The organism is Janibacter melonis (assembly GCF_003721155.3).
GTDB lineage: Bacteria > Actinomycetota > Actinomycetes > Actinomycetales > Dermatophilaceae > Marihabitans > Marihabitans melonis.
This window is the reverse complement of the sequence record NZ_CP044548.2, coordinates 1,709,781-1,723,278: the sequence shown is the minus strand read 5'-3', so window position 1 is coordinate 1,723,278 and position 13,498 is coordinate 1,709,781. Positions and strand designations below refer to the sequence as shown.

Here is a 13,498-nt window from a genome sequence, read left to right as displayed (position 1 = left end):
CGGCGGGCGGGTGCCCACCCGCCCGCCGAGGCATCGTCATCCCCGCACCAAAGGAGGTGCCCGTGCTCCACGCCCTGATCCTGCCCGCGGCCACGGCCGGAGAGACGTCCGGCAAGTTCGTCACCATGCTCGTCGGCCTGGCGGTCTTCGGTGCCGTCTTCCTCGGCATCCTGCTGCTCGCATCGGTCTTCAAGGGACGGGTGGGCGAGCGCGTCCAGGCCGCCGCCTTCGTCGGGCCGACGCTCCTCTTCATCGCGATCGGCCTGATCTACCCGGCGATCCTCACGATCCGTCGGTCCTTCTACAACGGCAAGTTCTTCGACATCAACTTCGGCGGGTACACCTCGAGCAAGCCCGAGTTCGTCGGCTTCGAGAACTTCGCCAAGCTGTGGACGACCCCCGGTCTGCCCGAGGTCATCCGCAACACCTTCCTCTGGGTCATCCTCGTGCCGCTCGTCGCGACCGCCTTCGGCCTGCTCTACGCGGTGCTCGTCGACCGGGCGAAGGGCGAGGCCGTCGCCAAGGCGCTCATCTTCATGCCCATGGCGATCTCCATGGTCGGCGCGACCCTCATCTGGAAGTTCGTCTACAGCTACAACGGCGGCGGCGACACCCAGATCGGTCTCATCAACGCGATCCTCAACGCCGTCGGGCTGCCGATGGTCGACTTCCTGCGGGCGCCCGACGGGGCGATCCCGACGAACACCCTGGCCCTCATCGTCATCATGATCTGGATCCAGGCCGGCTTCGCGATGACGATCCTCTCGGCAGCCATCAAGGGCATCCCCGACGACATCATCGAGGCCGCGAAGATGGACGGCGTCTCGGGCATGAAGCTCTTCCGCTTCATCACCCTGCCGAGCATCCGCCCCTCGATCGTCGTCGTGCTCACGACGATCTCGATCGCGACCCTCAAGGCCTTCGACATCGTCCAGGCCACCGACGGCGGCACGCAGGGCAACTCGGTGCTCGCCAACGAGTTCTACCGGCGCTCCTTCGTCACCCAGGAGCCCGGTCTCGGCGCGGCCATCGCCCTCGTCATCTTCCTGCTCGTCATGCCGATCATCATCTTCAACGTCATCCAGATGAGGAAGGACGCCTGATGAGCACCCTCACCCCCGCCATCGACCCAGCGGACACCCCGGACCCGAAGCAGGCCTCTCCCGACGCGGCCGGGCCGCGCCGGCGCAAGCGCGGCGGTGCCGCAGGCAACGCCGCCCGTGCGGTGACCTCGCCGTGGGGGTCCTTCTTCGCCGTCGTCCTCGCCATCGCGTGGACGACCCCGACGGTGGGCCTGCTCGTCACCTCCTTCCGCAACCAGGAGGACATCCAGAGCACCGGCTGGTGGTCGGCCCTGTGGAACGGCGGCTTCACGCTGCAGAACTACAAGGACGTCCTCGGCGGCGGCGCGGAGATGCCGGTGTCGATGACGGACTTCGTCATCAACTCCATCGTCATCGCGATCCCGTCGGTCATGCTGCCGCTGCTCCTCGCCTCGCTCGCGGCGTACGCCTTCGCGTGGATGGACTTCCCCTTCAAGAACGCGCTCTTCGTCGCGGTCTTCGCGCTGCAGATCGTGCCGCTGCAGATCGCCCTGCTGCCGCTGGTGCAGATGTACCAGCAGATCAAGATCGGCAGCTGGACGATGGGCGGGTCCTTCTGGGCGCTGTGGATCTCGCACGCGATCTTCGCGCTGCCGCTGGCGGTCTACCTGCTGCACAACTTCATGAAGGACATCCCGGCCTCGCTCATCGAGGCGGCCCGCGTCGACGGCGCCGGGCACGTGCGGATCTTCTTCAAGATCATGCTGCCGCTCATGGCCCCGGCGCTCGCCTCCTTCGGGATCTTCCAGTTCCTGTGGGTCTGGAACGACCTGCTCGTCGCGATCACGATGCTCGGCGGCTCGCCGGACCGGGCACCGCTGACGATGGAGCTCAACCAGATCTCGGGCACCCTCGGTGGCCGCTGGTACCTCCTGTCGGCCGCAGCCTTCATCTCGATGGCGCTGCCGGTGATCGTCTTCCTCGCCCTCCAGCGCTACTTCGTCCGCGGCCTGCTGGCCGGTGGCACGAAGGGCTGACCCGGGCTCGACCGAAGACGGCCGGCACCCCCCTTCGGGTGCCGGCCGTCTCGCGTGCGGCGGGCGGTTGCGGCCCGCTCAGCATGACTAACCCCGGCTTCGCACGAGTTTCTTACTCATGCAAAGCCGGGGTTTATCGGGTCACCCGAGAAACGTGGGGCGCGTGGGGTCGTGGACGAAGGGGGAGGGGGGTCAGAGCTCGGAGCGGTCGGGGGCGTAGGCACCGGGGCGGCCGACGGTGATCGCGCTCGTCGTCAGCGCCCGGTCCAGGGCCGGGGCGAGGGCGGCCTCGTCCGCGGCGTGCAGGGCCTCGCGGGTGGCGGGACCGAGCAGACCCGCGTCGAGCAGGCCCGAGAGCAGCCCGGCCATGAAGGAGTCACCCGCGCCGACGGTGTCGGCGACCTCGGGCGCGCGCGTGGGGGCCGAGCCGGACGCCCCGGACGCCGCCCGCCAGACCACGCCGTCGGCGCCGCGGGTGATGACGACGAGACCGGCGCCGAGTCCGAGCCAGCGGGTCATGACGTCGTCGAGGTCGACGTCGCCGTAGAGCTCGCGGACGTCCTCGTCGCTGCCCTTGACGACGTCGGACAGCGCGACGACCTCCTCGACGCCCGTGCGGTGGTCGCCCTCGCCGACGACGGCGGGGCGGATGTTCGGGTCGTAGGAGATGCTCGCGGCCTCGCGCCGCTCCCGCACGAGTGCGACGACGTCGACCGCACCGGGCTGCAGGACGGTCGCCAGCGACCCCGTGTGCACGTGCCCGGCCTCGCCGAGGCCGTCGAGCGTCGGGTCCCACTCGATCTCGAAGGTGTACGTCGCCGAGCCGTCGGGCGCGAGCAGCGCCTGGGCGGTCGAGGTGCGCCCGGGGCGCACGGTGCCGTGGCTGAGCTCGACGCCGTGCCCGGTGACGTGCTCGACGACGACGTCGCCGCGCTCGTCGTCACCGACGCACGCGGCGAGGACCGTCGGGTGGCCCAGCCGGGCCAGGCCCATCGCGACGTTGGCCGGGCTGCCGCCGACGTGCTCGGAGCGAGCCCCGTCGCGGTCGACGACGTCGACGAGCGCCTCGCCGACCACGAGCACCCGGTGCACGGCGCTCAGCCCTGCGAGGACGGGCCGAGAGCGGAGTACTGCTCGACCTTCGTCAGGCGGTGGTGGCCCTCGATGGTGCGGATCGTGCCCGAGCGGCTGCGCATGACGAGCGAGTGCGTCACCGCGCCGCCGCCGCGGTAGCGCACCCCGCGCAGCAGCGAGCCGTCGGTGATGCCGGTCGCGACGAAGAAGCAGTTGTCGGTGCGCACGAGGTCGTCGGTCGTGAGGACCGCGTCGAGGTCGTGCCCGGCGTCGATCGCGCGCTGGCGCTCGTCGTCGTCGACCGGCGCGAGACGGCCCTGGATGATGCCGCCGAGGCACTTGATGGCGCAGGCGGTGATGATGCCCTCGGGGGTGCCGCCGATGCCGAGGAGCAGGTCGACGCCGCTGTCGGAGCGGGCGGCGGTGATCGCCCCCGCGACGTCGCCGTCGGAGATGAACTGGATGCGGGCGCCGGCGTCGCGCACCTCGCGGGCGAGCGCCTCGTGGCGGGGGCGGTCGAGCATGACGACCGTGACGTCCTCGACGTCGGACCCCTTCGCCTTGGCCACGCGGCGCACGTTCTCCGCGACGGGCAGGCGGATGTCGACGACGTCGGCCGCCTCGGGACCGGTGACGAGCTTGTCCATGTAGAAGACGGCGCTCGGGTCGTACATGCTGCCGCGGTCGGCGACGGCGAGCACGGAGACCGCGTTGGGCATCCCCTTCGCCGTGAGGGTCGTGCCGTCGATCGGGTCGACCGCGACGTCGCACTCGGGGCCGGCGCCGTCGCCGACCTCCTCGCCGTTGTAGAGCATCGGGGCGTCGTCCTTCTCGCCCTCGCCGATGACGACGGTGCCGCGCATCTGCACGGTCGAGATCATCGCGCGCATCGCCTCGACGGCGGCGCCGTCGGCGAGGTTCTTCTCGCCGAAGCCGACCCAGCGGCCTCCGGCCATCGCGGCGGCCTCGGTCACCCGGACGAGCTCGAGGGCCAGGTTGCGGTCGGGGGTCGTCGTCGGGCTCATCGGCCGGTCCTCACTGTCGTGGCGCGTCGTCGTGCGGGCGCGGGGCGCCTGCGCCGAGCCTATCGAGGGCGCGGGGGTGGGGGTGCACCCGACCACGGGTGGTCGGCGCGGTCAGGTCGGGATGCGACAATCTCGAGCATGAGTCAGAGCTCGGTCAGCCACTACGCGAAGGGGTCGGTGGCCAACGTCATCCGCTCCCTGCTCGTCGTCGGCGGGCTCACCGCGGTGATCTTCTTCGCCGTCGCCCGCACGAGCTCGGTGACCGCCGAGCAGGTCGACGTCGTCGCCGCCGCCGAGCAGCGCGCCCAGCAGTCGGGGGTCCCGTACGAGTACGCGGAGGACCTGCCGGAGGGGTGGACGCCGGTCTCGCAGCGCTTCGTGCGCAGCAAGGACGACGTGCAGATGTGGAGCGCGACGTGGACGACGCCGGACGGCGCGTACGTCGCCGTGCAGCAGGCCGTCGACGCGACCGACTCATGGGTCGACACCCAGACCAACAACGGCGCCCGGGTCGGCACGGTGACCACCGACGACGGCACCACCTGGGTCAAGCGCGACCGCGAGGGCAAGGTGCAGCGCAGCCTCGTCGACCGCCAGGAGGGCACGGGCGAGCTGACGACGCTCGTCACCGGCACGGGGACCTTCGAGCAGCTCGAGACCTTCGCCGACCACCTCGTCGCGGCCCCCGTCAACCGCTGACCCACCCGCGGGGCGCGAGCGCCCCGAGCGAGCCGCTCAGTCCTGCTCGGCGTCCTGCGCCGACCCGTCGTCGTCTGACCCGTCCTCGCCGAGGCTGCGCTCGGCGCGGTCGAGCCACGTCGTGCAGTGGGCGGCGAGCTCCTCGCCGCGCTGCCACAGCCGCATCGATTCCTCGAGCCCGCTGCGCCCCGACTCGAGCGTCGCGACGAGGGCGACGAGCTCGTCGCGGGCCTCCTCGTAGCTCAGCTCGGCCACCGGGCGGGGCTCGGTCTGCTCCTGGCTCATGGCCGCCACCCTACGACCCGCCACCGACGGCCTCGACGGCGAAGTCGCCGTCGCCGACGGTGACCCGCAGCAGCTCGCCGGCCTCGACGTCTCCGCGCGACTGGACGACCGCGCCGCCGCGGTGCTGGACGATCGCGTACCCCCGGTCGAGCGTCGACTGCGGGGACAGCACCCGGGCCTGGGCCCGCAGGTGGGCCACGCGGTCGCGCTCGCGGTGCAGCATCGACTCCGTCCGCGAGCGGGCGCGGTGCTGCAGCGTCGCGACGACCTCGCGCTGGGCCCGCACGAGCGCGGTCCGGTCGGCGAGCACCGGCCGCGACGTCAGCTGCACGAGCGCACGGCGCTCGCGGTCGAGGCTGCTGCGTGCCTGCCCGCGCATCCGGCTCAGGGCGGTCGCGACCGTGCGCAGCTCGGCGTCGTGGTCGGGGCAGACGAGCGAGGCGGCGTCGGTCGGGGTCGAGGCGCGCACGTCGGCGACGAGGTCGAGCAGGGGACGGTCGACGTCGTGGCCGATCGCGCTCACCACGGGGGTGCGGGCCGCGCTCACCGCGCGCAGCATCGACTCGTTGCTGAAGGGCAGGAGGTCCTCGACCGCCCCGCCGCCCCGAGCGATGACGACGACGTCGACCTCGGGCATCGCGTCGAGCGCCCGGAGCGCCTCGACGACGTCGGTCACGGCCTGCGCGCCCTGCACCGCCACCTGCCGGATCTCGAAGTCGAGCCCCGGCCACCGGCGGTGGGCGTTCTCGACGACGTCGCGCTCGGCCGCGCTGGCCCGCCCGCAGATGAGCCCCACGCGGCGGGGCAGGAAGGGCAACGGCTGCTTGCGGTCGGCGTCGAAGAGCCCCTCGGCGGCGAGGTGCTGACGCAGGTACTCGACGCGGGCGAGCAGCTCGCCGATGCCGACGGGACGGATCTGGCGCACGTCCATCGACAGCGACCCGCGCTGGCTCCAGTAGCTCGGCTTGGCCTGGACGACGACGCGCGCGCCCTGGCTCAGCGGGGTCGCCATCGCGTCCAGCGCGGTGACGCGCACGGAGCACGACAACGACATGTCGACGTCCGGGTCGCGCAGGGTGAGGTAGGCGGTCCGGGCGCCGGGCCGCCGGGTCAGCTGGACGACCTGGCCCTCGACCCAGGTGACCGACATCCGCTCGACGTAGTCCTGGATCTTCATCGACAGCACGCGCACCGGCCACGGCTGCTCGGCCGTCGTGTCGGCAGCCTTCTCCGGCAGGGCGCTCATGGGGGTCACTGTAGGTCGCACCGGTGACGACGCCCCGGCGGGCGGACGGCTGGGCCGGGGCGAAGGGGGCGTGGCAGGGTGGCCGCTCATGACCCCTTCGCCCGAGCAGATCGAGCCGCCCCGCGACCCCGCCGGCGGGGTCGTCGTCCGCGAGGCCGCCCTCGAGGACGTGCCGACGATCGTCGCGCTGCTCGTCGACGACCCGCTGGGGCAGTCCCGTGAGGACCCCGCAGATCTCGCGCCGTACGACGCCGCCTTCGTGCGGATCGCCGGCGACCCCGGCGAGGTCCTCGTCGTCGCCGAGCTCGACGGGCAGGTCGTCGGCACCCTCCAGCTCTCCGTCCTGCCGTCGCTGTCCCGGCGGGGTGCGCTGCGCGGCCAGCTCGAAGGGGTCCGCGTCGCCGCCGACATGCGCGGCGCGGGGGTGGGGGAGCAGCTCGTGCGGTGGGCGCTGGAGAGGGCCCGCGCCGAGGGGTGCGAGCTCGTCCAGCTCACCTCGGACAGCAGCCGGACGGGTGCGCACCGCTTCTACGAGCGCCTCGGCTTCACCGTGAGCCACGTGGGGATGAAGCTCGTGCTGGGCTAGGGCGCCCTCGCCCGTCGCCGGGCACCGGTCTCGGCCACCGCCGCACAGAGTCCGCCCAGGGCGCTCGCCTACGATGAGCACATGTCTGACAGCCCGCGCGTCCTGCTCGCCGCCCCCCGTGGCTACTGCGCCGGCGTCGACCGCGCCGTCGTCGCGGTGGAGAAGGCCCTCGAGCTCTACGGCCCGCCCGTGTACGTCCGCAAGGAGATCGTGCACAACAAGCACGTCGTGACGACGCTGGAGAAGCGCGGCGCGATCTTCGTCGACGAGACCGGCGAGGTGCCCGAGGGTGCGACCGTCGTCTTCTCGGCGCACGGCGTCGCCCCGGTCGTCCACGAGGAGGCCAAGGCCCTGTCGCTGAAGACGATCGACGCGACCTGCCCGCTCGTGACGAAGGTCCACCGCGAGGCCGTCCGCTTCGCCGCCGACGACTTCGACATCCTCCTCATCGGCCACGAGGGCCACGAGGAGGTCATCGGCACCTCGGGCGAGGCGCCCGAGCACATCACCCTCGTCGACGGGCCCGATCACGTCGCCGAGATCGAGGTCCGCGACCCGGAGAAGGTCGTCTGGCTCTCGCAGACCACCCTCTCGGTCGACGAGACGATGGAGACGGTGCGCCGCCTGCGCGAGAAGTTCCCCGCGCTGCAGGACCCGCCGAGCGACGACATCTGCTACGCCACCCAGAACCGCCAGCTCGCCGTGAAGCAGATGGCCGCGCAGTGCGACCTCATGATCGTCGTCGGCTCGCGCAACTCGAGCAACTCCGTGCGTCTCGTCGAGGTGGCCCTCGAGCACGGCACCCGTGACGGGCACCTCGTCGACTACGCCGAAGAGATCGACCCGGCGTGGTTCGAGGGCGTGCGCACCGTCGGCGTCACCTCCGGCGCCTCTGTGCCCGAGATCCTCGTGCGCGACGTCCTCGCCCTGCTCGCCGAGCACGGCTACGCCGACGTCGAGCCGGTCGTCGCCGCGGAGGAGAGCCTGCTCTTCGCCCTGCCGATGGAGCTGCGCCGCGACCTCAAGGCGGCCGGCATGGACGACAAGATGCGCCACGACGCCGGCTCCCTCGAGGACGCCGGTCAGCTGCGCTGACCTGCTCAGGCAGTGGCCTGACCTGCGCAGACACCCGGGCGAAGGGGGCGGATTCTGACCCCCCGTCGTCGACCCCTCTCAGCCGACTCCCAGGCGTAACGTCCCCCTCGGTGCTCGACGCGACGGCGCGACGAGCCGGTGGCCCTGGGAGGTATGGATGTCCACAGCTGAGGCGACGGAGCAGGACAAGCCGGTCCGCAGCCTGATCCCCGCGCGCATGCACGACATGCCGTGGTCGAAGTTCCACTGGATGGTGATCTTCGGTCTCGGCACGGCGTGGATCCTCGACGGGCTCGAGGTCCAGATCGTCGCCTCCGGAGGCTTCGAGAAGACCCTCGGGATGGACGCGACCGACGTCGGGCTCGCCGGCACGGTCTACCTCATCGGTCAGGTGACCGGTGCGCTGCTCTTCGGCCGGCTCACCGACACCCTGGGCCGCAAGAAGCTCTTCGTCATGACGCTGGCGCTCTACCTGGTCGCGTCCGGCCTCGCGGCCTTCTCGCCGAACATGTGGGTCTTCTTCGCGCTGCGCTTCGTCGCCGGCATGGGCATCGGCGGCGAGTACTCCGCCGTGAACTCCGCGGTCGACGAGCTCATCCCGGGGCGCTTCCGCGGCCGGGTCGACCTCGCGATCAACGGCACGTACTGGTTCGGCGCCGGCATGGGCGCCTTCGCCTCGTACTGGCTGCTCAACCCCGACATCGTCGGCGAGAACATCGGCTGGCGGATCGCCTTCCTCATCGGCCCGGTCCTCGGTCTCGGCATCATCTACCTGCGGCGGCACATCCCCGAGAGCCCTCGCTGGATGGTCACCCACGGGCGCGGCGAGGAGGCCGAGCGGGTCGTCTCCGCGATCGAGGAGAAGGTCCGGTCGGAGGGCAAGACCCTGCCCGACCACGACGAGGAGAAGGACGGCATGTGGATCAAGGCCCGCGAGGGCCTGACCCCCAAGCAGCTGTCCTACGTCTTCTTCCAGATGTACCCGACGCGCACGGTGCTCGGCGCGACGTTGATGATCACGCAGAGCTTCCTCTACAACGCGATCTTCTTCACGTACTCCCTGGTGCTCCAGAACTTCTACGACCAGACACCCTCAAGCGCCGCGCTGTACTTCTTCCCCTTCGCGCTCGGCAACCTGCTGGGGCCCCTCCTGCTCGGGCCGTTCTTCGACACCGTCGGCCGGCGCAAGATGATCGGCGGGTGCTACGCCTTCGCGGCGGTCGTCCTGGCGATCTCGGCCTTCCTCTTCAACGCCGACGTGCTGAGCCCGCTCACCCACACGATCTTCTGGTGCGTGGCGTTCTTCTTCGCCTCCGCGGGCGCCTCGGCCGGCTACCTCACGGTCTCGGAGATCTTCCCGCTCGAGGTGCGCGGCCAGGCGATCTCGTACTTCTTCGCCATCGCGCAGGTCTTCGGCGCCATCGGTCCGGTCTTCTACGGCTGGCTCATCGGGGACGGGGGCGACCGCGGGCCGATGTTCGTCGGGTACCTCATCGCCTCCGGGATCATGCTCGTCGGCGCGCTCGTCGCGGCGGTCTGGGGTGTCGACGCCGAGGGCAAGTCCCTCGAGGAGATCGCCCCGCCGCTCACGAGCTACGACGAGCACGGCAACGAGACCGTCAACCTGCCGGTCTGAGGGAGGACGACATGAGCGAGATGCGTCCGGACGCGGGAGAGCGTCCGTACACCGTCGTCGTCGGCGTGAGCGCGACCTCGAAGTCGCCGACCGCCCTGCGGTGGGCCGCCGGCCAGGTGGCCGCGAACGACGGCCACCTCGTCGCCGTGCGCGCCTGGCGGGTGGGCGCCCCCCAGGCGAGCACCGCGGGGGTCATGGCTGCGGCCGGGCCGACCGAGGGCGAGCTGGAGGGTGCCGAGCGCACCGCCCTCGAGCGCGACGTCGAGGAGGTCCTCGGGCCCGACCACCACGCCGAGGTCCGGCTCGTCCGCGGCAGCGACCGCCAGGTCCTGCTCGACGCCGCCGTCGGCGCCGACCTCCTCGTCATCGACGCGCCACGGGCGCTGACGGGGGCACCGCTCTTCGCGCAGCGGCTCATCTACGACGCGAGCTGCCCGGTGGTCGTCATGCCGCCGCACATCTCGGGCCAGGAGCCGGGGCTCGTCGAGCGCGCCGGCCGCGCCGTCGGGCGGGCCGCGGTCCGCTCCGCCGGCACGGCCGGGCGGCCGGGCTACCGCCCGCCCGCCCGGCGCTAGGGGGCCAGGGGTGACCAGTGCCGCCGGTCAGAGCCGGCGGCACTGGTCCTCCTTGGTGCCGCGCACGGTGTTGTTCCACCCCTTCGGCGCCGGGGTGTTGCTCTTGCACTGGAGGTTGCCGTCGACGGAGTTGTCGTAGACGTACTTCGTGCCGGAGCGGTTCGAGAAGAGCTGGATGTCGCCCTTGACCCGGTTGCGGATGACGTTCTGCGTCGAGCGGTTGCCCTCGAGCTGGATGTTGCCGTCGACCGTGAGGCCGCGCAGGTGGTGCATGCTGCCGCCCTCGAGCTGGACGTCGCCGTCGACCCGGCCCCACGTGTTGCGCACGTAGCGGTGGCCCTCGGACTGGATGTTGCCGTCGATGCTGTTCTGCCAGCCCTGCAGGGTCGCGCCGCGGCGCACGATGACGTTGCCCTTGACGACCGATTTGGTGAGCTTGCACGTCGCGCCGGCCGGCACGACCACGTCGTCGTCGATGGTGCGGCCGGTGATCGTGCCGGAGCACGTCCGGTCGGCCTGGGCGGGCGCCGCGACGGCGACGAGGCCGGTCGTGGCGAGGGCGGCGGTGGCGAGGGTGCTGATGATCCGGGTGGTCGACATGCTGGTCTCCTCGGTGAGTGGCAGCGGCGCCGGTGCGCCGCGAGAGCAACGCTGCCGGGTCCGCGTGAGGCCACGGTGAGCCGTCGATGAGAGGGGGCTCATCAGCCGGCCACCTCCTCGTCAGGTGGCGGGCGTCCCGAGCCGGCGGTGGATCGTCGCGACCGAGCGGCGAAGGGGGACGAGCAGCTCCTCGGGCCCCGTCACCGTGCCCTCCGGGTAAGTGAGGGCGACCGCCGCGAGCGGCTGCCCGGTGCGGTCGAGGACCGCGAGCGCCACGGAGGCCAAGCCCTGGGTCACCGACCCGCTCTCGAGGGCGTGACCGCGGCGGCGCACGGCGACGAGCTCACGGCGCAGGGCGGACGGGGTGGCCGGTGACCCGGCGCTCGCGACGACCGAGGCGGCGTCGGGGTAGAGGGCCGTGACCTGGCGGGCGGGCAGGGCCGCGAGCATGGCCAGCCCGCTCGCGGTCGTCGTCGCCGGCAGCCGCACGCCGACGTCGGAGACGAGGAGGGGCCGCCCGGGCGCGCGCTCCTCGACGACGTAGAGGACGTCGCGGCCGTGCAGGACGGCGAGATGACCGTTGTGCGTCGTCTCGTCGACGAGGCGCTGGAGGACCGGGCGGGCCAGGCGCTGCAGCGGGCTCTGCCGCTGGTAGCCGCTCGCGAGCTCGAAGGCGGCCACGCCCAGGCCCCACCGGCGCTCGTCCGGGTAGTGGGTGACGTACGAGTGCTCGGCCAGCTCGGCGAGCAGGTGGTAGGTCGTGCTGCGGGGCAGCTCGAGGTCACGCGCGAGCTGCGCGGCGGGCACCGGCTCGACGCGGCCGGCGAGGTAGGACAGCAGGCGCAGGGCGTGGCCGGCGGCGGGGACCTGGGGCACCGCCCGAGCGTACGCCCATGTCTCGGATCCGAGACAGTAGTGGCGCGTGCGCGGTGGTCGCGGGGGTGACCCGCGCGCTTCCATGGATGCATGCCGCACATCGTCGACGTCGAGACCCCCGAGACCACCATCCGCATCGGCGACCGCCCGCTGACCGTCGAGGAGGTCGTCGCCGTCGCCCGCTTCGAGGCGCAGGTCGAGATCTCCGACGCCGCGTGGGAGCGCGTGCGCGTCTCGCGCACCGTCGTCGAGGACCTCGCCGAGGACACCGTCGCCCACTACGGGGTGTCGACCGGCTTCGGCGCGCTCGCGACGACGCACATCCCGCACGAGAAGCGCACTCAGCTGCAGCGCTCGCTCGTGCGCAGCCACGCCGCGGGCATGGGCGACCCCGTCGAGGAGGAGGTCGTGCGCGCCCTCATGCTCCTGCGCGTGCAGACCCTCGCGACCGGGCGCACCGGGATCCGCGAGGAGACGCTGCGGCTCTACGTAGCGCTCCTCAACCAGCGGATCACCCCGGTCGTGCGCGAGTACGGCTCGCTCGGCTGCTCCGGCGACCTCGCCCCGCTCGCGCACTGCGCGATGGTCCTCATCGGCGAGGGGGAGGTCATGGCTGCCCACGACGTGTCGGTGCCGGGCGACGCGATGCCCGCGTCCGAGGCGCTGGCCCAGGCCGGCCTGACCCCCGTCCTCCTGCACGAGAAGGAGGGCCTGGCCCTCATCAACGGCACCGACGGCATGCTCGGCATGCTGTGCCTGGCGATCCACGACCTCCACGTGCAGCTGACGACCGCCGACATCGCGTGCGCGATGAGCGTCGAGGGGCTGCTCGGCACCGACGACGTCTTCGCCGCAGACCTGCAGGCGCTGCGCCCGCACCCTGGGCAGGCGCAGTCGGCGGCCAACCTGCGGGCCGTGCTCGCAGGCAGCCCGATCCGCGAGAGCCACCGCGACCCCCACGCCTGCACCCGCGTCCAGGACGCGTACTCGCTGCGCTGCGCCCCCTCGGTGCACGGGGCGGCGCGCGACACCCTCGCCCACGCCCGCCGGGTCGCCGACGCCGAGCTCGCCTCGGCGGTCGACAACCCCGTCATCACCCTCGACGGCCGGGTGGAGTCGAACGGCAACTTCCACGGCGCACCCGTCGCCTACGTCCTGGACTTCCTGGCGATCGTCGCCGCCGACGTCGCGAGCATGAGCGAGCGCCGGACGGACCGCTTCCTCGACGTCTCCCGCTCGCACGGGCTGCCGCCCTTCCTCGCCGACGACCCGGGCACCGACTCGGGCCTGATGATCGCGCAGTACACAGCCGCCGGGATGGTCTCGGAGATGAAGCGTCTCGCCGCGCCCGCGAGCGTCGACTCCATCCCGAGCAGCGCGATGCAGGAGGACCACGTGTCGATGGGCTGGGCCGGCGCGCGCAAGCTGCGCCGCTCGGTCGACGCCCTGACCCGTGTCCTCACCGTCGAGCTCGTCACCGCCGCCCGAGGCATCGCGCTCCGCGCGCCACTGGAGCCCGCCCCGGCCACCGCCGCCGTCATCGCCGAGCTCGACTCGCTCACCTCGACCGCCCCCGGCCCGGACCGCGACCTCGGCCGGGACCTCGAGATCTGCTACCTCACCGTGCACGACGGCGGCCCGGTCCTCGCGGCCGAGTCCGTCACCGGCCCCCTGCACTGATCTTCGGAGTGCGCTGATCACTCGCACTGACCCCCCTTCGC

Annotated in this window: 14 protein-coding genes; 8 read left to right on the top strand and 6 right to left on the bottom strand. The window is 72.2% G+C overall.

The annotated features are described in order from the left end of the window. The first annotated feature begins 62 nt into the window (after nucleotides 1-62). Nucleotides 63-1,103 carry a carbohydrate ABC transporter permease gene (locus EEW87_RS08060; protein ID WP_307785194.1) on the top strand — a complete coding sequence of 347 codons (1,041 nt, stop codon included), beginning with the start codon at nucleotides 63-65 and terminating at the stop codon, nucleotides 1,101-1,103. Beyond that, the gene (locus tag EEW87_RS08055) at nucleotides 1,103-2,080 is read left to right on the top strand and encodes a carbohydrate ABC transporter permease (RefSeq protein WP_123092213.1); all 978 of its coding nucleotides are present in this window, start codon (nucleotides 1,103-1,105) and stop codon (nucleotides 2,078-2,080) included. The genes EEW87_RS08060 and EEW87_RS08055 overlap by 1 nt, the downstream gene beginning before the upstream one ends. Before the next feature lie 192 nt (nucleotides 2,081-2,272). Here the strand turns inward: EEW87_RS08055 and EEW87_RS08050 are convergent, their stop codons facing one another. Beyond that, a complete protein-coding gene (locus tag EEW87_RS08050; protein ID WP_123092212.1) occupies nucleotides 2,273-3,172 on the bottom strand; it encodes a carbohydrate kinase family protein in 900 nt (299 codons plus the stop codon). 5 nt (nucleotides 3,173-3,177) lie between these two features. Next, nucleotides 3,178-4,179: a class II fructose-bisphosphatase gene (gene glpX, locus EEW87_RS08045; protein WP_068277652.1), complete on the bottom strand. Its 1,002-nt coding sequence runs from the start codon at nucleotides 4,177-4,179 to the stop codon at nucleotides 3,178-3,180. 138 nt (nucleotides 4,180-4,317) lie between these two features. On the opposite strand from glpX, the gene EEW87_RS08040 reads away from it, so the two are divergent. Beyond that, a complete protein-coding gene (locus EEW87_RS08040) occupies nucleotides 4,318-4,878 on the top strand; it encodes a DUF4245 family protein (protein WP_068277231.1) in 561 nt (186 codons plus the stop codon). Between the two features lie 36 nt (nucleotides 4,879-4,914). Here the strand turns inward: EEW87_RS08040 and EEW87_RS08035 are convergent, their stop codons facing one another. Together EEW87_RS08035 and xseA are read right to left on the bottom strand one after the other, a co-directional pair. After that, on the bottom strand, nucleotides 4,915-5,163 hold the full coding sequence (locus tag EEW87_RS08035) for an exodeoxyribonuclease VII small subunit (RefSeq protein ID WP_123092374.1): 249 nt from the start codon (nucleotides 5,161-5,163) through the stop codon (nucleotides 4,915-4,917). A 10-nt stretch (nucleotides 5,164-5,173) separates the two neighbouring features. Next, nucleotides 5,174-6,409, bottom strand: a complete 1,236-nt coding sequence (gene xseA, locus EEW87_RS08030) for an exodeoxyribonuclease VII large subunit (protein WP_068277234.1) — start codon at nucleotides 6,407-6,409, stop codon at nucleotides 5,174-5,176. On the opposite strand from xseA, the gene EEW87_RS08025 reads away from it, so the two are divergent. The 4 genes from EEW87_RS08025 (at nucleotide 6,408) to EEW87_RS08010 (ending at nucleotide 10,301) form a co-directional block, all read left to right on the top strand. Beyond that, complete coding sequence (locus EEW87_RS08025) at nucleotides 6,408-6,995, top strand: GNAT family N-acetyltransferase (protein ID WP_318825911.1); 588 nt, start codon at nucleotides 6,408-6,410, stop codon at nucleotides 6,993-6,995. The two genes, xseA and EEW87_RS08025, sit on opposite strands and share 2 nt — an antisense overlap. A gap of 81 nt (nucleotides 6,996-7,076) precedes the next feature. Next, nucleotides 7,077-8,090: a 4-hydroxy-3-methylbut-2-enyl diphosphate reductase gene (locus EEW87_RS08020; protein ID WP_123092210.1), complete on the top strand. Its 1,014-nt coding sequence runs from the start codon at nucleotides 7,077-7,079 to the stop codon at nucleotides 8,088-8,090. 157 nt (nucleotides 8,091-8,247) lie between these two features. Beyond that, nucleotides 8,248-9,726, top strand: a complete 1,479-nt coding sequence (locus tag EEW87_RS08015) for an MFS transporter (RefSeq protein WP_123092209.1) — start codon at nucleotides 8,248-8,250, stop codon at nucleotides 9,724-9,726. A gap of 11 nt (nucleotides 9,727-9,737) precedes the next feature. Next, the gene (locus EEW87_RS08010) at nucleotides 9,738-10,301 is read left to right on the top strand and encodes a universal stress protein (RefSeq protein ID WP_123092208.1); all 564 of its coding nucleotides are present in this window, start codon (nucleotides 9,738-9,740) and stop codon (nucleotides 10,299-10,301) included. 27 nt (nucleotides 10,302-10,328) lie between these two features. On the opposite strand, the gene EEW87_RS08005 is transcribed toward EEW87_RS08010, so the two are convergent. Then, the gene (locus tag EEW87_RS08005; protein ID WP_123092207.1) at nucleotides 10,329-10,901 is read right to left on the bottom strand and encodes a hypothetical protein; all 573 of its coding nucleotides are present in this window, start codon (nucleotides 10,899-10,901) and stop codon (nucleotides 10,329-10,331) included. Between the two features lie 120 nt (nucleotides 10,902-11,021). Next, nucleotides 11,022-11,777, bottom strand: coding sequence for an IclR family transcriptional regulator (locus tag EEW87_RS08000; RefSeq protein ID WP_224766989.1), 756 nt, complete (start codon nucleotides 11,775-11,777; stop codon nucleotides 11,022-11,024). A 90-nt stretch (nucleotides 11,778-11,867) separates the two neighbouring features. On the opposite strand from EEW87_RS08000, the gene hutH reads away from it, so the two are divergent. After that, the gene (gene hutH / locus EEW87_RS07995; protein WP_123092205.1) at nucleotides 11,868-13,457 is read left to right on the top strand and encodes a histidine ammonia-lyase; all 1,590 of its coding nucleotides are present in this window, start codon (nucleotides 11,868-11,870) and stop codon (nucleotides 13,455-13,457) included. The last annotated feature ends 41 nt before the right edge of the window (nucleotides 13,458-13,498 follow it).